The sequence below is a fragment of the Olleya sediminilitoris genome (genome assembly GCF_016785945.1).
Classification (GTDB): Bacteria; Bacteroidota; Bacteroidia; order Flavobacteriales; family Flavobacteriaceae; genus Olleya; species Olleya sediminilitoris.
Genome location: NZ_JAEMEF010000019.1, coordinates 14,564 through 38,193 on the forward strand (window position 1 = coordinate 14,564; position 23,630 = coordinate 38,193).

The 23,630-nt window shown below is 31.0% G+C and carries 23 protein-coding genes, 1 tRNA gene and 1 pseudogene; 10 read left to right on the forward strand and 15 right to left on the reverse strand.

What is annotated here, in order from left to right:
* Positions 1-29: 29 nt before the first annotated feature.
* The gene (locus tag JAO71_RS15410; protein WP_203001685.1) at positions 30-1,529 is read left to right on the forward strand and encodes an NHL repeat-containing protein; all 1,500 of its coding nucleotides are present in this window, start codon (positions 30-32) and stop codon (positions 1,527-1,529) included.
* 99 nt (positions 1,530-1,628) lie between these two features.
* Here JAO71_RS15410 and lipB read toward each other — a convergent pair whose 3' ends face one another.
* Together lipB and JAO71_RS15420 are read right to left on the reverse strand one after the other, a co-directional pair.
* Positions 1,629-2,330 (reverse strand): lipoyl(octanoyl) transferase LipB, encoded by a 702-nt coding sequence (lipB, locus tag JAO71_RS15415; protein ID WP_054852730.1) that lies wholly within the window; start codon positions 2,328-2,330, stop codon positions 1,629-1,631.
* Between the two features lie 29 nt (positions 2,331-2,359).
* Complete coding sequence (locus tag JAO71_RS15420) at positions 2,360-2,518, reverse strand: YqaE/Pmp3 family membrane protein (protein ID WP_082396253.1); 159 nt, start codon at positions 2,516-2,518, stop codon at positions 2,360-2,362.
* Between the two features lie 103 nt (positions 2,519-2,621).
* Here JAO71_RS15420 and lysS point away from each other — a divergent pair, with 103 nt between their 5' ends.
* Positions 2,622-4,316, forward strand: coding sequence for a lysine--tRNA ligase (lysS, locus tag JAO71_RS15425; RefSeq protein WP_203001686.1), 1,695 nt, complete (start codon positions 2,622-2,624; stop codon positions 4,314-4,316).
* A gap of 399 nt (positions 4,317-4,715) precedes the next feature.
* On the opposite strand, the gene JAO71_RS15430 is transcribed toward lysS, so the two are convergent.
* The 4 genes from JAO71_RS15430 to JAO71_RS15445 all read right to left on the reverse strand — a co-directional run bounded on the left by JAO71_RS15430 (position 4,716) and on the right by JAO71_RS15445 (position 7,410).
* Positions 4,716-5,288 carry a GDYXXLXY domain-containing protein gene (locus JAO71_RS15430; RefSeq protein WP_203001687.1) on the reverse strand — a complete coding sequence of 191 codons (573 nt, stop codon included), beginning with the start codon at positions 5,286-5,288 and terminating at the stop codon, positions 4,716-4,718.
* 1 nt (position 5,289) lies between these two features.
* Positions 5,290-6,579, reverse strand: a complete 1,290-nt coding sequence (locus tag JAO71_RS15435; RefSeq protein ID WP_203001688.1) for a DUF2157 domain-containing protein — start codon at positions 6,577-6,579, stop codon at positions 5,290-5,292.
* A gap of 102 nt (positions 6,580-6,681) precedes the next feature.
* Positions 6,682-7,164, reverse strand: coding sequence for an inner membrane protein YiaA (gene yiaA, locus JAO71_RS15440; RefSeq protein WP_203001690.1), 483 nt, complete (start codon positions 7,162-7,164; stop codon positions 6,682-6,684).
* A gap of 96 nt (positions 7,165-7,260) precedes the next feature.
* Complete coding sequence (locus tag JAO71_RS15445; protein ID WP_203001692.1) at positions 7,261-7,410, reverse strand: hypothetical protein; 150 nt, start codon at positions 7,408-7,410, stop codon at positions 7,261-7,263.
* A 152-nt stretch (positions 7,411-7,562) separates the two neighbouring features.
* Here JAO71_RS15445 and JAO71_RS15450 point away from each other — a divergent pair, with 152 nt between their 5' ends.
* The 3 genes from JAO71_RS15450 (at position 7,563) to JAO71_RS15460 (ending at position 10,119) form a co-directional block, all read left to right on the forward strand.
* The gene (locus tag JAO71_RS15450; RefSeq protein ID WP_203001694.1) at positions 7,563-9,077 is read left to right on the forward strand and encodes a hypothetical protein; all 1,515 of its coding nucleotides are present in this window, start codon (positions 7,563-7,565) and stop codon (positions 9,075-9,077) included.
* A 77-nt stretch (positions 9,078-9,154) separates the two neighbouring features.
* A complete protein-coding gene (locus tag JAO71_RS15455) occupies positions 9,155-9,649 on the forward strand; it encodes a hypothetical protein (protein ID WP_203001696.1) in 495 nt (164 codons plus the stop codon).
* 119 nt (positions 9,650-9,768) lie between these two features.
* On the forward strand, positions 9,769-10,119 hold the full coding sequence (locus tag JAO71_RS15460) for a hypothetical protein (RefSeq protein WP_203001698.1): 351 nt from the start codon (positions 9,769-9,771) through the stop codon (positions 10,117-10,119).
* Positions 10,120-10,187: 68 nt separating this feature from the next.
* Here the strand turns inward: JAO71_RS15460 and hemL are convergent, their stop codons facing one another.
* The 3 genes from hemL to JAO71_RS15475 are packed head-to-tail and all read right to left on the reverse strand — an operon-like array spanning position 10,188 to position 13,192.
* Complete coding sequence (hemL, locus tag JAO71_RS15465) at positions 10,188-11,465, reverse strand: glutamate-1-semialdehyde 2,1-aminomutase (RefSeq protein ID WP_054852721.1); 1,278 nt, start codon at positions 11,463-11,465, stop codon at positions 10,188-10,190.
* A 5-nt stretch (positions 11,466-11,470) separates the two neighbouring features.
* A complete protein-coding gene (locus JAO71_RS15470; RefSeq protein WP_116823431.1) occupies positions 11,471-12,277 on the reverse strand; it encodes a glucosaminidase domain-containing protein in 807 nt (268 codons plus the stop codon).
* A 3-nt stretch (positions 12,278-12,280) separates the two neighbouring features.
* Positions 12,281-13,192: a 1-aminocyclopropane-1-carboxylate deaminase/D-cysteine desulfhydrase gene (locus JAO71_RS15475; protein WP_203001700.1), complete on the reverse strand. Its 912-nt coding sequence runs from the start codon at positions 13,190-13,192 to the stop codon at positions 12,281-12,283.
* A 375-nt stretch (positions 13,193-13,567) separates the two neighbouring features.
* Here JAO71_RS15475 and JAO71_RS15480 point away from each other — a divergent pair, with 375 nt between their 5' ends.
* Genes JAO71_RS15480 through JAO71_RS15490 form a run of 3 tightly spaced genes read left to right on the forward strand, consistent with a single transcriptional unit; the run spans position 13,568 to position 16,297 of the window.
* The gene (locus JAO71_RS15480) at positions 13,568-13,735 is read left to right on the forward strand and encodes a DUF5522 domain-containing protein (RefSeq protein ID WP_162874861.1); all 168 of its coding nucleotides are present in this window, start codon (positions 13,568-13,570) and stop codon (positions 13,733-13,735) included.
* Positions 13,736-13,748: 13 nt separating this feature from the next.
* Entirely contained in the window at positions 13,749-15,734 is a 1,986-nt protein-coding gene (locus JAO71_RS15485) for a urocanate hydratase (protein WP_203001701.1), read from the forward strand.
* A gap of 17 nt (positions 15,735-15,751) precedes the next feature.
* Positions 15,752-16,297, forward strand: coding sequence for a DUF4136 domain-containing protein (locus JAO71_RS15490; RefSeq protein WP_116823434.1), 546 nt, complete (start codon positions 15,752-15,754; stop codon positions 16,295-16,297).
* Positions 16,298-16,370: 73 nt separating this feature from the next.
* Here JAO71_RS15490 and JAO71_RS15495 read toward each other — a convergent pair whose 3' ends face one another.
* From JAO71_RS15495 to JAO71_RS15515, 5 genes are all read right to left on the reverse strand, one after another.
* On the reverse strand, positions 16,371-16,700 hold the full coding sequence (locus tag JAO71_RS15495) for a thermonuclease family protein (RefSeq protein ID WP_028290586.1): 330 nt from the start codon (positions 16,698-16,700) through the stop codon (positions 16,371-16,373).
* A 93-nt stretch (positions 16,701-16,793) separates the two neighbouring features.
* Positions 16,794-19,106, reverse strand: coding sequence for a M1 family metallopeptidase (locus tag JAO71_RS15500; protein ID WP_203001703.1), 2,313 nt, complete (start codon positions 19,104-19,106; stop codon positions 16,794-16,796).
* A 63-nt stretch (positions 19,107-19,169) separates the two neighbouring features.
* Entirely contained in the window at positions 19,170-19,670 is a 501-nt protein-coding gene (locus JAO71_RS15505; RefSeq protein ID WP_203001705.1) for a DUF6702 family protein, read from the reverse strand.
* Positions 19,671-19,730: 60 nt separating this feature from the next.
* Entirely contained in the window at positions 19,731-20,519 is a 789-nt protein-coding gene (locus tag JAO71_RS15510) for a peptidase associated/transthyretin-like domain-containing protein (protein ID WP_028607269.1), read from the reverse strand.
* Positions 20,506-21,318 carry a carboxypeptidase-like regulatory domain-containing protein gene (locus JAO71_RS15515; protein ID WP_116823439.1) on the reverse strand — a complete coding sequence of 271 codons (813 nt, stop codon included), beginning with the start codon at positions 21,316-21,318 and terminating at the stop codon, positions 20,506-20,508. Before JAO71_RS15515 ends, JAO71_RS15510 begins: the two co-directional genes overlap by 14 nt.
* Before the next feature lie 109 nt (positions 21,319-21,427).
* Between JAO71_RS15515 and pepE the strand changes: the two genes are divergently transcribed.
* A complete protein-coding gene (gene pepE, locus JAO71_RS15520; protein WP_203001706.1) occupies positions 21,428-22,135 on the forward strand; it encodes a dipeptidase PepE in 708 nt (235 codons plus the stop codon).
* Between the two features lie 132 nt (positions 22,136-22,267).
* Here pepE and JAO71_RS15525 read toward each other — a convergent pair.
* Positions 22,268-22,340 (reverse strand) — tRNA-Gly (locus tag JAO71_RS15525).
* 170 nt (positions 22,341-22,510) lie between these two features.
* Between JAO71_RS15525 and JAO71_RS15530 the strand changes: the two are divergent.
* A pseudogene (locus tag JAO71_RS15530) lies at positions 22,511-23,630 on the forward strand (hypothetical protein); the annotation flags it as partial.

Below are 23,630 nucleotides of genomic sequence, written 5' to 3' on the forward strand. Positions count from 1 at the left end.
AACCTAACTTAAACTCTATAATTTTTAAAATGAAAAAACTATTAATCACTTGTTTGCTATTATTAACCACAGTAGCGCAATCACAAACCTCAACCACATCACTAAAAGTTACCCAAAGCCAAGAGTACAAAGACAAAGTAAAATCTATTGACGTTATAGCCATTAACACTTCTAATTCCGGAAAAACAGGAATTGTACGTAACGGAAAAAGAGATTTTCTATTTGATGTATTTGACACTTCTTTAAACAAAACATTTTCTAAAATTGTAGAAAGTAGTAAAAAGGAAACCTATGTTGGAGACTTATTTTATGACAATCAACTAAAAGTATTTACGGTCTATGCGCCTAAAAAAGACAAACGTATTATTTATTGTCACACTTTAAATTTAGAAACAGAAGCTTATACTAAAACAACCATTTTTAGTACTGAAGTAGAAAAAAAGCAAAGCTTATTTGGTTCAAGAAAAAAACACAACACTAGTTTTGCATTATCTCCAAACGGAAACTACTTTGCTATAGCGACAGACAATATCCGTAAAAATAAAAACTCATATACCATACGTGTTTTTGATGCCAAAACTGAAAAATTAATTTTCACTAAAGCATACCAAGAAGACGTTAAACGTACTTTTAATCACAACGATTTATATATAGATGACCAAGCCAACGTGTACTCTCTTGGTAAATTGTTTTTAAATGGTAAGCGTAATAAAAAAATAAATGGAGATGCCAACTACCAGTTTTCGTTAAATAAAATAACCAAAGACAAAAACACTGAGCTATTACTTGATTTAGAAGATGAGCACATTCAGTCTTTAAATATTTCAGAAAACAAAAACCAATTACATCTTATTGGATTTTACTCAGAATTAAATGTTGGAAGAATTAAAGGTGGATGTGATTTTGAAATAGACACAGATAATTTAACCGTTAAATCTAAAAAAGTACAGGCTTTACCAAAACAAGTGTATGAAGACTTATATGGTTACAGAACTGCAAAACGCAAAAACAAGAAGAAAAAAGAATTAAGAAATTTTGATGTTGACTATGTATTAAAAGATAGTAAAGGTGGTACATTTTTAATTGCTGAAGAGTTTTATATCACACAAACCTACGTTCAAACAGGTACAGCAGGTGGTTATTGGCAGACTGTTTTTCATTATGACGACATCTTAATTTTAAAGTTTAATCCTGATGGTGACCTTACTTGGGGAAGAAGTGTTTTTAAAAGATCTACCTCTCCTTCATACAATGCGTTTTTAAAAGACGATCAATTGCATATTATATTAAACTCTGGTAAAAATCTAACTGAAAAAAATGATGGAAGAACTAAAGTGTCTAAAGGATGGTTTGAATCTTCATCTTTATATGATTTTGAATATAGTAATAATGGAGACGTTAAGTACAACAAAATTCAAGATAACAGAGGCAACGAGTTTTACTTACCGTATTACGGAACATACCAATTAGATAAATTTATCATGATGAGTGATGGACGTCGTAAAAAAACGTTTATGACTTTAGAGTAGTCTCACTTATATTTATTATAAAGTAAAAGGATGTTTTTACGGTGAAAATTCACTTAAAAAAACATCCTTTTTTATTCTAGTCAATAATATTGCTAATTGCTATTTTACAAAAGTAGCTTCAAACAAATTACTAAAATGTTTTAATATTTTAGCTTTAACTTCAGCTTCATCAACTACTTTAACACCTAATTCTACATTTAAGGATGCAACCGCTTTTCCTCTAATTCCGCAAGGTATTATATTATCAAAATACCCTAAGTTAGCATTTACGTTTAATGCAAAACCATGCATTGTTACCCAACGACTAGCTCTAACACCCATTGCACAAATTTTACGTGCAAAAGGTGTCCCTACGTCTAACCATACACCAGTTTCTCCTTCACTACGTGTTGCTTTTAAACCGTATTCGTCAAGTGTTAAAATTATAACTTCTTCTAAAAAACGCAGGTATTTATGGATATCTGTAAAAAAGTTATCTAAATCTAAAATAGGGTAACCAACAATTTGTCCTGGACCATGATAAGTAATATCACCTCCTCTATTAATTTTATAAAATGTAGCTTCCTTTTGTTTTAGTTGCGCTTCATCTAAAAGTAAATTGGACAAATCACCACTTTTACCTAAAGTATAAACATGAGGATGTTCTACAAATAAAAAAAAGTTATCGGTTTCTAAACCTGCAGCTTCTCTCCTATTTTTTATTTTGGTATCTAAAATTGCTTTAAATAATTCCTCTTGATAATCCCAAGTCTCTTTAAAGTCTTTTGTACCTAAATCTTGTAATGTTATTGCTTTATTCATCTAAAAAAATAATATAGCAAAGATACAATTTATCTTTCAGGATTATTCAATATTATCAAAGCTGCTAACACTCCAGGAATCCATCCTAAACACCATAAAATAAAAACAATTAAAATAGAGCCACAACCCTTACCTATTACAGATAATGGAGGACAAATTACACACAATAAAACGCGCCAAAAAGACATGATTAAAATTTTAATAGATTGATGATATACTTATTTGACGTTAACACTTATTTTTTGTTACAAACCATTATCTTTGTGCCTTAAATTTATTTACAATAAAACTATGTCACAATTATCTGAGCAAGAGCTCGTACGTAGAGAAAAACTTGCCAAGTTACGCGAGTTAGGTATCAATCCTTATCCAGCAGATTTATTTCCTGTAACAGAAAATTCTAAACAGATTAAACAGGAATTTAAAGAGGGCAAACAGGTTGTTATTGCTGGTCGTTTGATGTCAAGACGTATACAAGGTAATGCTAGTTTTGCCGAGTTGCAAGATAGCGAAGGACGTATTCAAGTCTACTTTAACAGAGACGAAATCTGTACAGGTGAAGACAAAACACACTACAACACTGTATATAAAAAGCTTTTAGATATTGGTGATTTTATTGGTATTGAAGGTGAGTTATTTACAACTAAAGTTGGAGAAAAAACAGTTTTAGTAAAAGACTTTAAAGTATTAAGTAAAGCCTTAAAACCATTACCTCAACCTCGTGTTGATGCAGAAGGTAAAGTGCATGATGCTTTTACAGATCCAGAACAACGTTACAGACAACGTTACGCAGATTTAGTAGTTAATCCACATGTAAAAGACGTGTTTATTAAACGTACTAAATTGTTTAACGCTATGCGTGACTTTTTTAATACTTCTGGTTATTTTGAAGTAGAAACTCCTGTTTTACAACCTATTCCTGGAGGTGCAGCAGCAAGACCATTTGTTACTCATCATAACAGTTTAGACATACCATTATATATGCGTATTGCTAATGAGTTATATTTAAAAAGATTAATCGTTGGTGGTTTTGATGGTGTTTATGAGTTTTCTAAAAACTTCCGAAATGAAGGAATGGATAGAACACACAATCCTGAATTTACAGCAATGGAAATTTATGTAGCCTATAAAGACTACAACTGGATGATGGATTTTTGCGAAAAACTTTTAGAGCATTGTGCAATTGCAGTAAACGGAACATCTGAAGCAACTTTTGGAGAACACAAAATTGACTTTAAGGCACCATACGCAAGAGTGACTATGGCAGACTCTATTAAACATTTTACAGGTTTTGATATAACAGATAAATCTGAAGATGAAATAAGAACTGCTGCCAAAGACATGGGAATTGAAGTTGATGCAACCATGGGTAAAGGAAAGCTTATTGATGAAATTTTTGGTGAAAAATGTGAAGGTAACTACATACAACCTACCTTTATTACAGACTACCCAAAAGAGATGAGTCCTTTATGTAAAGAGCACAGAGATAATCCAGAATTAACTGAGCGTTTTGAACTAATGGTTTGTGGTAAAGAAATAGCAAATGCTTATTCTGAGCTTAACGATCCAATTGACCAACGTCAACGTTTTGAACACCAATTAAAATTAGCCGAAAAAGGAGATGACGAAGCTACAGAGTTTATTGATCATGACTTTTTACGTGCTTTAGAATACGGAATGCCTCCTACATCAGGAATGGGAATTGGTATGGATAGATTAATCATGTTTTTAACAAACAACCAATCTATTCAGGAAGTTTTATTTTTCCCACAAATGAGACCAGAGAAAAAAGCATTACCAATGACTGATGAAGAAAAAGCTGTATTTGCATTACTTAAAGCCAATAATCCAATTGATTTAAATACTTTAAAACAGCAATCTGGATTAAGTAATAAAAAGTGGGATAAAACCATAAAAGGTTTAACCAAATTAGGCGTTGCCAAAGTAAACAAAACTGACGATGAACTATTTGTAGAAGTTGTTTAACTAAAATAAATAACCAAATTGGTTTAAACAAAAAAAAGGAACTACAGTTATGTAGTTCCTTTTTTTATTATAATGCCTATTTACGAGGGTAAATTCTTTATAAAATTTTTAGATAAGAATTTATAGTACCAATTTTTATTAGAAAGTTTTATCCCTATTTGCCTTGATGTTTTAATTTTAGACACAATGTAAATACTTCTTATAATTACTACAAATACAAGTACTAGAATTAAAAATATCATCAAATTTGAAAACGTCATAGATTTGCATTCTTAATTATCTTTAATAAAATTAACACACCAACAACTAGTTACCTATTACAAAACTATTAATGTTACTTAAATTCGATGATTGGTTGTTTTTACAGACCCAAAAACACCAAGCAAAAAAACGAATCAATTAATCAGGGCTTTTTTGTAAATCGACATAAGTTCCTATTGGTACGTCATTAATAAACACATCTTCTAGTACAGAATATCCATTTTTAACATAAACCAACGCATAAGTATTATTTACCAAAGCTTGTCTGCTAGCTTTTCTGTAAGCCACTTCAGCTGGATATGCTTTACTTTCTTCCATATAAAATCTTTTAAAAGGCAACATAAATTTAATAATATTACTTTTTTGATAATAGCCATAAGTTTGAGCTATTACAAAATCGTCATCGGTATTTATTTTAAATGGACTTACAGTTTTTACAGCAGCATAACCTAAACTATCCGTTTTTAGATACACATAAATATCGCTATTATTTTCCCATATTGTATCTGTTGTTTTAGCTTTATTCATATCAAAAGACAAAGTAATGTACTTCCCTCTAAAAGGATCTGTTGGATCAATTGGACGTGTTTTAAATTTATAAGCTGTTCCTGAATTTAAGACAGATTGGTTATTAAAAACCATGGTAGCTGGCACACTTAATTGAATTAAAGCCAAAACCACAAAAAGTATAAATAGATATATTGTTTTCATCTTAATTGTTTAAAGATTTATTATGATTTGATTTCTGCTTTTTAAGCATGAAGTAATTTGTACTAAAAAAACCGACACCTATAGTTATAAATAATAAACCACGAATAACAAAGCTCATGTCTGTATCAAAAAACCTAAAACTTATTAAAGCGGTAATAATTAGCAAACCATAGTTTAAGATTCCGAAATGAGATTTATCCACTCCTACCTTTACTGTCGCAATACCTAAACCAAGTATTAAAAAGTTTATTAAGACTAGTCCTACAGTTGCATAATAGCTATTTACAATAAAAATAATTAAGTATAACACAAATACATATCTAAACAAGTTAAATGGTTTTAAGCTATCTTTTATATAACTATAAACTAGAATTACTACTGTAAGTATGATTAAAAGTATTGGTACATAAAAACTTGAGACCTTGTAATACTCATAATTAAAGTCTCCTGACCAATACCTATAAAAAGAAGCTAAAAGAAGTGTAACAACTACACCAAAAGACCCCATCGCTAAGTAACCGTTTTGTCTAAGTTTTAGAATTTTTAAATAAGGTAATTGTCCAATATTATAAAGCAATCCAAAAAACAATATATAAATTAGATACAAAATACTACTTGAAACCTCTATAAAAGCACCAAATGTAATGGTCAAACTTAATGGAAATAACCAATTAAGTAAAGAAAACCCGTTAGAAGCTACTTCGTTTTTAATGACGTTGTAATAAAAAGGAAGTAAACCAACTAACATAACCAAATACATCCATGGTATCTGTGCACTTTCAAAATACCCTACTAAACAAGCATAATAAGTTGCAAAAACAAGATGTAATATTGCCAACACTTTTGATTTTAGTAAATAAACTAAAGGTAAACATAGTGCAATCCATGTTAATAAATACCCTTTTAAGCTACCTGGCACATTATAAATCTGACCAATTAAAGCAATTGCAGCTCCTACACCAAAAAACAGAAAGACACCTGATGCTTCTTTCCATATCTGACTCTTCTTTTTAAAAATCGAAAAGCCAACTAACAATTGTCCAATCACCAAAGGGATAAAAGCCAATACCGTTTTGATCATCTTAGGCAAATAGTCCCAATTATGGGCAAATAATAATATTATTCCAGATCCTATTAATAAAGATCCTAAAACACCAAATACTACAAATAACTTATTAGACGTGTTGGCTTCTTTAGACTCAAAGTAGCGTTCAATGCGCAATGCAGTGTCTTTGGATATGATCTGATTTTGTATTAATTCTGGTAATGTATTTACAAATTTTGTACTCATTTTTAATGGTTTTAATTAATTCAGTTTTGATTAAAAACCTCGTAACACAAGTCACGAGGCTTTGGGTTAACCATCACATTAACCAATCATCAAAACAAAACATTAAATAGTGTCCGTTTTCTCATTTACTAAAAAGGCAATATCACGCGTATTTTTTTGCACTGCAATAGCAGCAAAAAGACTTAAAGTAAATGACATACCATAAAACCCTTTTTCGCTAAGTTCTAAATCTGCATTCCACAATCCAATAACTAATAACGCGATTGCTGCCACAGACGTAAACCAGCTTATGCCATAATAAATTTCTGTAACTGGTACATTTTCTAGCTTATCTCTCACTGATTTCTGTACAGATATTACAGAGAATAAACCAAAAAGTAAGATGGTAAAATAATATCCTTTTTCATTTAGAAGTATATCTGCGTTCCATAATCCAATAGAATAAGAAACCATACCAAGACATAAAGCTGTCCAAGATGCTCCCACAAATGCTGGCGTAGGTTTAGTATTATAAGTTGTTGCCTTCGTTTTAGGCTTTTTAGACTTTTGGTCTTCATTAATTGAAGTTGTTGTTTGATAATCCATATTATTTTGTTTTTGATAATTATTATATAAAATAAAGCTTGAGACCCTTTGTCTCTAATTTGATAAGGTGTATAATGCTAAATTGTTTTAGACACCTTAATAACTCACTTTACTTCCTGTATGATTACTTAAGTCTGCTACATAAGATTGATAGCTGTTTATTAAATAATTCTGAATCTCCATTCTATTAGCTAGTAATACACTAAAAAATAAAACGATAAGTGTTGCTTTAAAAAATGTTTTCATGATGTTTTGATTTGTTGATTACACGACAAAGATGCAACAGGCAGAGAGTTATATAAAAACAGATTTAAAATAAAACTGACGATATATTTTATGTTAAAAAATAAAATAAACCTTATTTAAAAGGTTACTTTTAACAAAATAATGACGATTAAATGACTGATTTAAATAACCTAATTTCTACATTTTCTAATGAAGAACAACAACAGTTTATAACGTTTCTAGAAAAAAAGAACAAAAGAAGTGATACCAAAAACATACAGCTTTACAAGTTACTTCAAGATAAAGACTTAGACACATTTACCATTTGTAATACACTTTATGGCTGTCAGAAAAAAGGAGCATATCATGCCTTAAGAAAACGTTTATATCAATCTGTTATAGATTTTATAGCTAACAAACACCTAGCAGACGAGAGTACTGTAGAAATGCAATTAATAAAACTACTCATCACTGCCAGAGCCTGCCTTACCAAAAAGCAATACAAAACAGCCTATAAATTATTAGCTAAAGCTGAAACTATAGCAACAGAACATGCTTTATTTTCTATTTTGAATGAAATTTATCATACAAAAATTCAATACTCCTACTCACAACCACAAGATAAACTAGAACATTATATTACTGCTTTTAAAAATAACCAACATAATGCCTATTTAGAAGACCAACTAAACATCGTCTATGCAAAAATTAGACAAACACTTAACAACATAAACTATAAAGGTGCTGTCTTAGATCTAGATACATTATTAAACAATACGCTAGAAGAACATAATATAAATCTAGAAAATGCTATTACATTTAAAGCACTATATCAAATTATAAGTATTGTTAGCTTATCCGCTTTTGTAACTAATGACTATTATAAAATAGAATCCTTTTTATTAAAACATTACACTTCTATAAAATCATACAAAAATCGAGTCAAACAAACTTATTATCATATTCAGATATTATACATGATTGCTAATACTTTATTTAGGAACAAAAAATTTAACGAAGCTTCGCAGTACTTAAATGCAATGGAAACACAATTAAAAAGCAATCAAAAAAAACATTATAACACCTTTATATTAAAACACAACCTTTTAAAAGGTTTAACATATAATTACACCAACCAACAAACAAAAGCTATTGCTATACTAGAAAAAAGCACTAAACTTAAACATCAAGATATAGAAAGCCAATTAGACATACACTTGTGCTTAATCATGACACATATACAACATAACGACTATAAAAAAGCTAATCAAGTTATAGCCACCTTTTATCATACAGATACTTATTACGAAACTAAAGCTGGTAAAGATTGGGTTATTAAAAAAAACTTAATAGATATTATAATACAAATAGAATTAGAGAATATTGAATTAGTAGACTCTAGACTACGTAGCTTTAAACGCCAATACTACTCCTATCTAAAACAAATTAATCAAAATCGAGTAATCACATATTTAAGCTTTGTCCAATTATATTTTAAAGACCCAAATATTGTTACAACAGCAACCTTTAAAACTAAAGTAGAAAATGCTTTTGTGTGGATTGATGCCCAACAAGAAGATATTTTTGTAATGAGTTTTTATGCTTGGTTAAAAAGCAAAATGGAAAATAAACCACTATACACTATCACTTTAGAACTTGTAGAAATGGCTAAAACCAATGTTAATTAAAAGCTAAAAACCAACTTGCTTTTAAACTATTTTAATTTTATCAGGTCTTAGAAGTATAACATTTAAAATTTATAAAAATGAAAAAATTAGCAATTATAGCTTTAGCCTTGATAACATTTCAAGCTAATGCGCAAGACAAAAAAGAACAGCGTCAAGACAACAGAAAAGAAAAAATGGAAAAACGTATGCAATTAGAACCAGAAGAAATGGCTGAATTGCAAACCAAAAAAATGACACTTCATTTAGATTTAACGGATGCCCAACAGAAAAAAGTAATGGCTTTAAATTTAGAACACGCTAAAAAGCGTAAAGAAGCGATGAAATCACGTCTTGAGGCAAAAGATAAAGAAGAAAAAGTAAAACCTACTAAAGAGGAAAAACTTAAAAGAGCTAACCAAAGATTAGATGATCAGATAGCTACTAAAAGAGAAATGAAAAGCATTTTAAGCGCTGAACAATATGAAAAATGGGAAAAGTCTCAAACTAAAAGAAAACACGGAAGAAAAAAAGGTGATAAAAAAAGAAAAGATCACCATAATAAAAAAGATAGAGATTTAGAAATGGAAGATTAACATCAATTTTCATTTCAAAGACAAAAAAGCACTGATTATCTATTCAGTGCTTTTTTTTGATCGCTAATTAAACAAAAAGTATTACATTTAAAATCATAACTTAATTAATTCTAACACCAATGAAAAAAATATTTACAATTTGTCTTTTTGTTTTTGGTTTATTTTTAGCGACTAATACTGCTAATGCACAACAAAGTTTTAGTGCAGAAGTTAACACTGCTGCACAAACAAAAACAGTTGAGATGGGTAGACTTGTTAAAGCCAATAAAACAACTCAAGAATCAATGTACATTGCATACCAAGAATTTTATGCAAAGTCAGAAACACTTAATAGCTTGCACAAAGTAGGCACTAGTGAATATGCTGATTTAGAGAAGAAAATTAATGACCGTTTAGCTTCACAAATGCAAGAAGCACTTAACGAAGAACAATTCAATAAGTTTTTAGAGACAACAGAGGTTAAACTTTAATTACTCAATAACTAAAAAAGCCGATTATAAATTTATAATCGGCTTTTTTATGCTTTAATTTTATTCCATTAACTAAACACAGCATCACATGCTGCTATGGTTTTATCTAAATCATCATAAGACAATGCATCATTTAAAAACCAACTTTCAAATGCACTTGGTGCTAAATAAACACCTTGTTTTAGCATACCATGAAAAAAGGTCTTAAACGTATCGTTGTTACCTTTTGCAGACGTTTCAAAATCTACAACTTCATTGTCACAAAAATGTACAGATATCATAGAACCTACTCTATTAATAGTATGTGTAACATTTCGTTTTTCTAAAACCTCAGCAATTCCTTTGTGTAAGTATTCTGTTTTTTTAGCTAAACTTTCAAAAACATCTCCAGTATTTAGTTCGGTTAACATTGCTAAACCAGCAGCCATAGCTAATGGATTTCCGCTTAATGTTCCTGCTTGATACACTGGACCTAAAGGCGCTAAATGATTCATGATTTCAGCTTTAGCTGCAAAAGCTCCAACTGGTAATCCTCCTCCAATTACTTTACCAAAACAAACGATATCTGCTTTAATACCTAATAACTCTTGAGCACCTCCTTTAGCTAACCTAAACCCTGTCATTACCTCATCAAAAACTAATAAAATATTATTAGCATCACATAATTGCCTTAACCCTTCTAAAAATCCTTTTTTAGGAGGAATACAACCCATGTTTCCAGCAACAGGCTCTATAATAATACAAGCAATTTCGTTTTTATTAGCTTCTATTAAAGCTTCAACATTTGCTAAATCATTATATTTTGCAAGCAAAGTATCTTTTGCTGTACCTTGAGTCACTCCAGGACTATTTGGAGTACCAAAGGTTACTGCTCCACTTCCTGCTTGAATTAAAAAAGAATCTGAATGTCCATGGTAGCAACCAGCAAACTTAATTATTTTGTCTTTTTTAGTATATCCTCTTGCTAATCTAACAGCACTCATACAAGCTTCTGTACCAGAATTAACAAAACGTATTTTATCAATATTTGGAACCATTGACACAGCTAATTCTGCTATCTGAGTTTCAATTTGAGTTGGCATACCAAAGGAAGTTCCTTTTTTTGCTTTATCAATTACTGCATCTACTACAGGCTGATGTGCATGACCTAAAATCATTGGTCCCCAAGATGCGATGTAATCTATTAGTTTATTATCATCTTCATCATACAAATAAGCGCCTTTTGCTTGTTTAACAAATATTGGTGTTCCGCCTACTGCTTTAAAAGCTCTTACAGGAGAGTTTACTCCTCCAGGTATTACTTGCTCTGCTTCTGCAAACAAAGCACTACTACGTTTATAAATCATAAACTTTAATAATCTTTAGGTATTGGTTTTACAAATAAAATCTGTCCGACAAATAAATCGTTGTTTTCTAAACTGTTTAACGCCTTTAACTCGTTTACAGAGAGATTGTATTTTCTTGAAATGGAATATAAAGTATCACCTTTTATAACAGTATGTTTATCATTGTTTGCTGCTTGTTTACCTAAAACATCTGCATCAAACCTGTATAGTTGGTAACGCTCTATTAAACTTATTAACTTACTTGGATATTTTCTATCTGTTGCATAACCTGCTGCTCTTAAACCTTTTGCCCAACCAGAATAGTCATCTTTTTCTAAATTAAATAATTTAGAGTAACGTTTACGTCCTGTTAAAAATAACGAATGGTCTCTAAACGAATATTTTGCATTTTTATATTTTCTGAAACATTCTTGAGACGCGTCATCGTCATGATATATTTTGGCTCCTGTCCAATTATGACATTTAATTCCAAAATGATTATTAGCCTCAACAGATAATCTTCCTTTACCTGAAGCAGACTCTAGAATACCTTGTGCTAAAGTGATACTTGCAGGAATACCATATTTTCGCATTTCGTCTTGAGCAATATCACTAAATATGGCAATATATTCTTCCGTTTTATTAGCATATACTTCTGGAGTTTCTTTTACAGTTTCTTCAGCGACTATAACTTCTTTTTCCTTTGTCGTATTCTTTTTTGTTCTATCTACCTTAACTGTTCTAGGTTTTGCTTTTTTTGTTTGTACTTTTTTTGAAGTACCACAACTAACAATTAAAAGCGTTATACAAAGTATGGTTATTATTTTTTTCATTAACTATATTATTAATTGTTGTTGCTTTTGTTTTAAACGTTTGTTCATACCTTCAATACCTTGTATGCCTCCTGTATGAATTGCTAAAATTTTGGCATTGTCTTTAAAAAAACCGTTCTGAATTAATTCAAAAATACCAAAAAGCATTTTACCAGTATAAACAGGATCTAATGCAATTTGCTGCGCAGTTTTAAATTGATTTATAAACGTAACTAAATCTCCATTTATTTTAGCATAACCTCCAAAATGATAATCAGTTAGCAATTGCCAATTATTTTGTGTTGCAAATTTACTAATATCTTCTTTTAAAAAGTCGCCTTTTAAGGCAGAAAAACCTAAAACTTGTTGACTTAAACTTGAACTATTAATTAATCCAGAAAGCGTACCTCCTGTCCCAACCGAAGCGCATATGCAATCATACTGCTTATCGTTGGGAGTTAAAATTTCTTGACATCCTTTAATTGCTAAATCATTAGTACCTCCTTCTGGTATTTGATAAAAATCACCAAACTCGCGTTTTAATTTTTCAATTAAAGACTGTGTAGATTTTAATCTAAATTGCTCACGACTTATAAACTTAAATTGCATTCCGCAGGATTGTGCAAATTTTAATGTTGGATTGTCCTGAATTTTATCATGTAACTCTTCTCCTCTAATTATACCAATGGTTTTAAATCCATAGACGCGACCTGCTTCGGCTGTTGCTGCAATATGATTAGAAAACGCACCTCCAAAAGTAAGTAGCGTATCATGATTATGGGCTTCCGCGAAAGCGATATTATATTTTAATTTGCGGTATTTATTACCAGAAATAATGGGATGTATTAAATCTTCACGTTTTAAATGCAAAGTCACCTTAGTTTTAAAAGGGAGTTGTATGTTTTGATTAACACTAAGTTCTGGCCTAAATTTCATGCTTGCTAAGATACTTTAAAAATTGCCAAAAACGTCTAGTTTTTATATACTGTAAATTTGAATCGTTACAGTACGCCTCACGCTCAAAACTAATATTTTTATATGCCTTTTGCCAATTGTTATGCTTTAAATATCTAATCAAAAACTCTAAAACATACCAAATATAAAAAGGAAGTACTAATAATTCGAGTTGCTGTTTAAGATGAATTTTTTCATGATTAACCAAACTAACACTTTCTTTTAAATGTTTGTTTTTAAGAAAAATAAAAGGATAAATAGTTAATCCTGCGTACCCTTTTGGCACTAAGTATTTAGAAACAATGATCATAGTTTATACATCACAAAATGTACACCAATTTACGTTATCTTTGTGATATGAAGAAGATAATTCCTATTGAAGAAGGCGATTACTACTTAACACCTGAAGGGTATCGTTGTTTTACAGAACAATATCACTTAAAACGTGGCTATTGCTGTGAAAGCGGTTGTAGACATTGTCCTTATGGATACAACACAAAAACTAACACAACTAATAAAAAATAAAGTCTACTTTTTTATGACATTTAAAGACCAGATATTAGAGGGTATTCCTGACCAATTACCACAACCAAAACCTTTTGATGCTAGTATTAATCATGCACCAAAACGAAAAGCAATTTTAAGTAAAGTTGAAGAGAAATTAGCTTTAAAAAATGCACTTAGGTATTTTGATAAAAAACATCACAAGACATTATTACCCGAGTTTAAAACCGAATTAGATACTTATGGCCGTATTTATATGTATCGTTTTAGACCTGATTACAAAATGTATGCTAGACCAATACATGAATATCCAGCTCAGTCACAGCAAGCTGCTGCTATCATGTTAATGATACAAAATAATTTAGATTATGCTGTTGCACAACATCCACATGAGCTAATTACTTATGGTGGTAATGGAGCAGTGTTTTCTAATTGGGCACAATACAGATTAACCATGAAGTATTTAGCCCAAATGACCGATGAGCAAACCTTAACCATGTATTCTGGTCATCCAATGGGATTATTTCCGTCACACAAAAACGCACCAAGAGTAGTCGTTACTAACGGAATGATGATACCTAACTACTCTAAACCCGATGATTGGGAAAAATTTAATGCTTTAGGTGTTACACAATATGGACAAATGACTGCTGGTAGTTATATGTACATTGGTCCACAAGGTATTGTACATGGTACAACTATCACTGTTTTAAATGGATTTAGAAAAATTAACAAAGAACCAAAAGGGCATTTATTTGTAACTTCTGGGTTGGGCGGAATGTCTGGAGCACAACCTAAAGCTGGTAATATTGCAGGTTGTATTACTGTTTGTGCAGAAGTTAACCCAAAAATAACTCAAGTACGTTTAGATCAAGGTTGGATTGACGAGAAGATTACAGATCTAGATCAATTAGTTAAACGTGTTATACAGGCTAAAGCCGAAAAAGAAACGGTTTCAATAGCCTACCTAGGAAACATAGTTGATGTTTGGGAAACTTTTGATAAACATAATTTACATATCGATTTAGGAAGCGATCAGACCTCTTTACATAATCCTTGGGCTGGAGGATACTATCCTGTAGATATTACTTTTGAAGAAGCTAATATTATGATGGCTAATCAACCTGATTTATTTAAAGAAAAAGTGCAAGAAACACTGCGTCGTCATGCTGAAGCAATTAATAAACATACAGCAAAAGGGACTTACTTTTTTGACTATGGTAATGCTTTTTTATTGGAAGCCTCACGTGCAGGTGCAGATATTATGGCAGATAACGGTATAGATTTTAAATACCCAAGCTACGTACAAGATATCATGGGGCCAATGTGTTTTGATTATGGATTTGGACCATTTAGATGGGTTTGTGCTTCTGGAAAATCAGAAGATTTAGCCAAAACAGATGCAATAGCTTGTCAAGTTTTAGAAGAAATAAAGCAATATTCGCCTGAAGAAATCCAACAACAAATGTCTGATAACATCCAATGGATTAAAGGCGCACAAGACAATCAATTAGTAGTTGGATCACAAGCTAGAATATTATATGCAGATGCAGAAGGTCGTATGAAAATTGCTGAAGCTTTTAATCAAGCCATAGCAAATGGAGAGATTGATACCGTTATATTAGGTCGTGATCATCACGATGTTTCTGGTACAGATAGTCCTTATCGCGAAACGTCTAATATTTATGATGGATCACGCTTTACAGCAGATATGGCTATCCAAAATGTTATTGGAGATAGTTTTAGAGGTGCCACATGGGTAAGCATCCACAATGGTGGTGGTGTTGGTTGGGGTGAAGTTATAAATGGTGGATTTGGTATGGTTCTTGATGGTAGTATAGAAGCATCAAAAAGATTAAAACAAATGTTGTTTTGGGACGTTAATAACGGAATATCAAGACGTAGTTGGGCTAGAAATGACGAAGCTATTTTTGCTATTAAGCGCGCAATGGATATTGAACCTAATTTAAAAGTAACCTTACCTAATCTGGTTGATGATGATTTATTAGAACAATTATAAACCTAAATATTATCGCCATGAAAAAAATTATTAAACTATTACCTATTGCATTAATTGCAATTGTGCTAACATCTTGTAGCTCTGTTAAAGTTGCTGCAGATTACGACAAAGCTGTAGATTTTAATAACTACAAAACCTTTGCCTTTTTTAAATCAGGAATAGACAAAGCTGAAATTAGCGATTTAGATAAACGAAGAATACTTCGTGCTATTGAAGCTGAGTTACTAGCAAAAGGCTATACAAAATCTGAAAATCCTGATCTTTTAGTTAGTATTTTTACTAAATCTAATCAACGTGTTGACATATACAACAACTCTTGGGGAGCAGGAGCTTGGGGTTGGGGAGGACCACGTTGGGGATGGGGTTGGAACTCTGGATCTAATGTTACAACATCAACTCAGGGACTTTTGTTTGTTGACTTAATTGATGCTAATAAAAAAGAATTAGTGTGGCAAGGACAAGGTTCTGGTTACTTATCAAAAAACATGGATAAAAAAGAAGAACGCATCAAGGAATTTGTTGCTAAAATCATGGAAAAATATCCTCCTGGAATGGAGAAATAATTTGATGATAAATTTATATCAAGGATTAATTATTAAAAGCGACTACTTTAAAATAAGTAGTCGCTTTTTTATTTTATATCAAGTAGGGCTTAGCGTGACCATTATCTACTAACCATTGGTTTAACTCTAAACCATCCTCTAATATGATATTAGCTAAATAGCGTCCATATTTACCTTGTTTATCCTTGTAAGAACGTATTGTGACTTCTTTATCCAATATCATACTTCTAACAATGTCTCTAACCTTTTTACCTTCCTCCTTTTCTTCTCCTCTCAATTCAGGAGTATCAATTCCGTAAAGACGTAATTTCATTTCTTGAGAATGTAAAAACCCTAAATCTACTACAGCAGTTACTGTATCTCCATCATAAACTGCTATTATTTTTGCCTTATATGTATACATAACATTATTTTATATAGTTCTAAATATACAAAATAAAAAGTCCTTAAAACTTTTGCTTTAAGGACTTTTAAATATTAAAAACTAAACTAATATTTAGTTTTTATTTTTCTTTTTAAAGTTATCAAACTCACTAGCCTTCATTTCTCTTGGCCAAGAATTGTTAGAGGTATCAACATCTGCTGTTTCTAATTTAGGGTCAACAGTAATGCTTACAATCTCTTTTTCTGTTGCTAACGTTTTGCTTACTTCTTTATCATTAAGTCTCCAGATTTGTGCTGGATACGTTTCTGTTTTAGAAGTACCATCAGCGTAAGTATACTCTACAATAATAGGCATCACTAATCCTCCTGGCTTTTCAAAAGTAACATTGTAAAAGAATTTTGGTTCTTTAATATTAGCTCTTTCAGCTGGAGTAAAGTTATCCATGATGTATTCGTTTAGAGTTGCTGAATTTTCTAACGCAGATTTTCCTTTTAAATCAGCATTAAAATCTTCACTACCTTCTTCAACAAAATACACTAAAGGAGGTAAATCACTTAATTTCATACCTCTTTGCTCTGCTACTTTTTTAATTTCAGCATTAGGTTCATTTGAAACAAAATACTTTTTAACGTCTTTTACACCAATGTCAACATAATCTGTTGTGTAAAACCATCCTCTCCAGTACCAATCTAAATCTACTGCCGAAGCATCTTCCATTGTACGGAAAAAATCTTCTGGTGTTGGGTGTTTAAACATCCAACGTTGTGCATATTCTCTAAAAGCATAATCAAACAACTCCTCTCCCATTACAGTTTCACGAAGTATATTTAATGCTGTACCTGGTTTACTATAAGCATTGTTACCAAATTGGTAAGTATTTAATCCTTTTGTCATAATTGGAGCAATGTAATCTTGATCTCCACCCATATATCTTACAATATTAGCTGCAGGACCACGACGTGATGGATAAGCTGTTTGTCCTTCAGATAATGCTGCTGGATACCATTTACCAAAATCTTGCTCTGCTACATATTGTACAAATGTATTTAAACCTTCATCCATCCAAGTCCATTGACGCTCGTCACTATTTACAATCATTGGAAAAAAGTTATGTCCTACCTCGTGAATAATTACGGACATCATTCCAAATTTAGTTCTATCACTATAGTTTCCGTCTTTATCAGGACGACCATAATTCCAGCAAATCATTGGATATTCCATTCCTTGCTCTTTAGCATGAACAGATATTGCTTTGTGGTAAGGGTAATCAAAAGTCATACGAGAGTAAGACTTTAATGTACTTGCTACAGCTTTAGTAGACCAGTCTTCCCATAATGGGTTTCCTTCTTTACCATACAATGATACTGCCATAACATCTTTACCACCAATCTTAACACTCATCATGTCCCATATGTAACGTCTTGAAGTAGCAAAACCGAAGTCACGTACATTTTCCGCATATAACTTCCATGTTTTTGTTTTTGTTGACTTTGTGCTTAATTTTGCAATTGCCTCATCTTGAGTTACAATAACTACAGGCTCATCGTAAGATTTTTTAGCTTGCTCATAACGTTTCATCATTTCTTTTGAGAAAACGTCTTTTCTATTTGTTAATTTCCCTGTTCCATCTAAAATATGATCTGCAGGTACTGTTATATTTACTTCAAAATTACCAAATGGCAAAGCAAACTCATCACGTCCCCAAAATTGAGAATTTTGCCATCCTTCAACATCATTATAAACAGCCATTCTTGGGTAAAACTGTGCAATTACATATGCTCTATTATCGTCTTCAGGAAAATACTCGTATCCAGAACGACCTCTTCCATTAACATGATCGTTAATATTATACCACCATTTAATTGAAAATGAAAAAGAATCACCTGACTTTAATGCTGTTGGCATTTCAACACGCATCATCGTACGGTTTATCATATGTGGTAAAGCACGTCCTTTAGAATCTTTAACTTCTTGGATATTAAAACCACCATCAAAAGCTTCTGTCAAATAGCTATTAGCAAAACGTCCTGGTGTTGTTGCTGGTTGTGCAGAGTCATCGCTAATTAAAGGTGTTTTAGAATCTTTAGCACGCATATTTTGATCTAACTGTACCCATAAATAATTTAAGTTATCTGGAGAGTTGTTAGTATATGTTATGGTTTCAAAACCTGATAATTTTGCATTTACATCATCAAGTACTAAGTCCATTTTGTAATCTGCCTGTTGTTGGTAGTAGGCAGCACCTGGAGCACCTGAAGCTGCTCTGTACATATTAGGTGTTGAAAACTCTTCATACAACTGCTTAAACTTATTGTTGTTGCTGTGACCTTGTTGAGGTTCTTTTTTGTCTTCCTTTTGGTCTTGCGCAAAGGCACTAACAGACACAAAAAGTGCCGAAAGAAATAGATACTTTAATTTTTTCATTTTGAGTGATTGTTACTTTAAGAATGTGAATTTAACAAAAATTAACGTTGTCTAAAGGCTTTGTTAAAAGTTTAACAAACCTTTATCTTTTTCAGGAATTAAAACAAAAGTCTTGTTTTTTCCGTTAATATTATTTCTGACAATATTTTTTTGATCTGGAAACACATCAAATAACACAGTGTTTTTAACCTCAAAACTATTGATTGCTTTGACATTTTCGATTTCTAGATAACAATACACGATGTCATCATCATACTCTTTACCAATAAAAGCTAAGGTTTTTGGAGTGTTATTAATGTTTATCTCCAGTTTTTGAAGTAAGTACTTTTTAATATAACCATCTATTAAAGTTTCATCTTTACCATCATTTAAAACAATAGTTTTATCGTAACGTTTACGTAACAATTTTTCAAAATCATCTACAAATATTCTTGTTATTATCTGAACAGATTGTTTGTCTTTAACATACTCTATTTGAGTTATACTAACATAATATTTATGTACTGCAGTAAATGAAAACAGTGTAAATAAACTAAATATTAAAAGGTGTTTTACGGGCTTCATGAAGGGTTATTTTGTTACAAATTTAACGGAATAGAAACAAAAAGCATTCCAATTATTGCTTTATTCTTTTTCTGATAAATTTTGTTTGTATTGCTTTAATTTCAGTTTAAAAAAAGCTAATGCTTCTAGGTTACTCTTACCACACTTCTCTTTAAATAATGGATCTTCTTGTACAAAATAAAAGAACTCGACATGGTATTTTTTATCCAATGGATTAGTTTTAAAAAAATCTTCAGCTAAATCATTTTTCAATCTTACTAATAAAGCATCATTATTTTCAAGTTTCACCATCTGCTTTAGCTTTTTAGTACGACCTGTTATAGTATTTAAAAGTTTATAAAAATTAACTGCTGCTCCTAAACCGACATATACAAATTTTCCATGATCGGCTTCATATAGTTGTTTTTGAACATGTGTTTTTTGTTTTCCTTGGTAACCAGGTATACCAACATCATAAAAGTTGATTTTTGGTTTTGCTGTTGAATTTGAAATATCGTCGCTTAAATTCCCTGACAAGGGTTTAGTTATAAAGACCTCATCTAATTGATTGGTAAAAACCTCTAAAGTTACATTTAATGTTTTTGAAAGTACATCCTGTTTTGTTACCACTTTAACCAACATTTTGTATTGTACGGAAGTAAAAACTATGGTATCATTTAATTTAGCTTTTATTTTAAACGCACCTTGTTTACCAGACGTTGCATTAGTTAATGCTGTTTTATTAAGTATATGAATATTTTCTACATTATCTTCACCAGTTATAACACCAGACAACTCTACTGTTTGAGCTAGTAAAGTTGAATTAACTAACAACACTAAAAGACCAATTATTAGTTTAGTTTTTTTCAATAGTAGCCTTTAAAAATTGCTTACTTTGACCGTTTAAATGCTCTATTAATTGCATTTCTTTACCTTTTACTAATAAATCAGTATCAAAATTATTTTTTTGAACAAATGCAATAAAAGCTTCTACTTGATCTTCAGGAATTTTAAAATTAACAGTATAATATTCGTGTTTATACATATCACTTAAATCCTTTGAAGTTTCAATTGTTTGTATCTCTGCCGAAGACTTCTTTTTATCTTTCTTTTTAAAAATTAAATTGACCAATCCACCAATAATAGCCATTCCATCTGCTTGATATCTAATTCTTTCGTTTTGATTCATTGCTGCTAAGTTTTCAACTTTACTATATTCATCGTTAGAAAACTCATAAAAACTTATATCATTGACTCCAAAATAGATAGCGTCTAAATCTGGATTAAACGTTTTTACATTAGCTACGTCTTCATTTAAAACACCTGTTAAATCATAGGGTAAGATCACAACCTCGTCTAATTTATTTACTTGCTCTACTAAATAAACATTCATTTGCTTATTTTCAATAACTTCTTGAGCTATAACGACGTTAAAATCTTTAAACTGTAATGCAGATACATTAATCCTGTCGTTTAACATGACTTTAATTTTAAACTCCCCTTTTTGGTCAGTGACTGCACCTCTATTTGAAGAGGAATTATAAACTGTAATCCCTTCTAAATCGGGAGAATCTATAATAATTTTACCTGTAATTTCGACTCTAGTTGAGTCTTGAGCGTAAGAAAAACCTACAATTAACGTAAAGAATGCTAGTAATTTTAATTTCATAATGGCTGATTTTAAGTAAAATAAAAACTTTTACTCTTAATTTTAATCTAATTGCTATATAATCTTTTGTTAAAAGCTTCGATTAATTAAATTTACAAAAACTATTTTTATGAAGCAATTACTAATTGCAAGTACCTCTACCCTTCATTCAGGATCATATTTAGACTACTTAATGGAGGACTTAAAAATTCATTTTAAAAATATAAATGAAATTGTTTTTATACCCTATGCAAGACCAGGAGGCATCTCTCATGATGCTTATACAAAAAAAGCAAATGAAGCTTTTAATACCATAGGAATTACTGTAAAAGGGTTACATCAATTTGAAAATCCAATTGAAGCTATTAAAAATGCTAAAGGGATTTTTACAGGAGGCGGAAACACTTTTGTATTGGTTAATGCTTTATATAAACATAATTTATTAAATACCTTAACTAGTATTATTAATGATGGTATACCGTATTTAGGGACAAGTGCAGGAAGTAATATTTGTGGCCTAACCATGCGCACTACTAATGACATGCCTATTGTTTATCCTCCTAATTTTAAAACTTTAGGATGTGTGCCTTTTAATATAAATCCACATTATTTAGATCCTGACACCAATAGTAAACATATGGGTGAAACTAGAGAAACGCGTATAAAGGAGTTTCATAAATTTAATACTCAACCTGTTGTTGGTTTGCGTGAAGGTAGTTGGTTAGAAGTTAAAGGCGCTTCAATACAATTAAAAGGAACGCTAAATGCTAGAATTTTTGAATATGAAAAAGAACCTTATGAAGTAGAAACTGGTATTTTTTTAAACGAATTAAAATAAAACTCTAAAAATTAACCGTTTACTATTTTAATTTAAATTCATCCCTCTTTTGACAATACTTACACTTCCTACACTTTTCAAAATTTAACTTTAACCCACAAAAAAAGCTTCATCGTTATGATGAAGCTTTTGAGCGAGAGACCAGGTTCGAACTGGCGACATTCAGCTTGGAAGGCTGACGCTCTACCAACTGAGCTACTCTCGCATTTCCGTGGGCAAAAATAGTAATTATTTACAATCTACAACTATAAAACAGAAATTTTATTTCTCTTTTAATCGATTATTTTAACACTTTATCGATAACCAAAACCTAACCACCTGTTACAACGTAAATTATATTAAATCCATATTATTTTAGAGAAAATTCCCCTTATTATGAAAAAATTATTATTAATATTAACTATCCTACTGACTACCAATTTAATGGGACAGGTTAAGATAGGAGACAATCCTCAGACCATTGATCAAAATTCTTTACTAGAATTAGAAAGTGCTGATAAAGTTTTAGTAGTTACTAGAATTTCTAACGCTGAAATGATTGCCTTATCCCCTTTAAATGGTGCCATTATTTATAACACAGACGAAAACTGCTTGTTTCAATACAATAATTCTACATGGACAAGTTTATGTGTTGATGTTATGGCAAATGAAACCATAACTGCTTTAATGGATAATAATGATGGTACGATTAGTTATACAAGTGAAGATGGTTCGGTTACAACAATTATTAAATCAGCATTAACGGATAATGGAGATGACACTTATACATTTAATAATGGTAACGGAAACCCTATTACTTTGGATGTCTCTGCATTAGAAACATTAACAACTTTAGTTGACAATGCTAATGGTACATTTACTTATACCTCTGAAAATGGTACTACAACAATAATAGATACAAATAGTGCGGAAACACTAACAACAATAGCCTTTAATGCTGACAACACTAATATAGATTATACTGACGAAGATGGTGTAGTGACTCAATTAGATTTATCTAACATTGTTGATAATCTAGAATCTATAACAACTATCATTGATAATAACGATGGCACTTTTACTTATACTGACGAAGAAGGAGTAACAACAACCCTTGATGTTGCTAACATGGAATCTCTAACTTCTGTTGCTTTAAACATCGACAACACTAACATCGATTATATTGATGAAGATGGTGTTGTAAGCCAATTAAATTTATCAGCTATCGTTGCTAACTTAGAAGCCTTAACAACTATTGTTGACAACAACAACGGAACGTTCACCTATACCGACGAAGATGGTCAAACGACTATTATTGATGTTTCAAATCTAGAAACTTTAACTTCTATTGCCTTAAATTCGGATAATACCAACATAGATTATACAGACGAAGATGGTATTATAACTCAATTAGACTTATCTGCTATCGTTGCTAACTTAGAAGCATTAACAACTATTGTTGACAATAATGATGGAACTTTCACTTACACTGATGAAGATGGTCAAACGACTATTA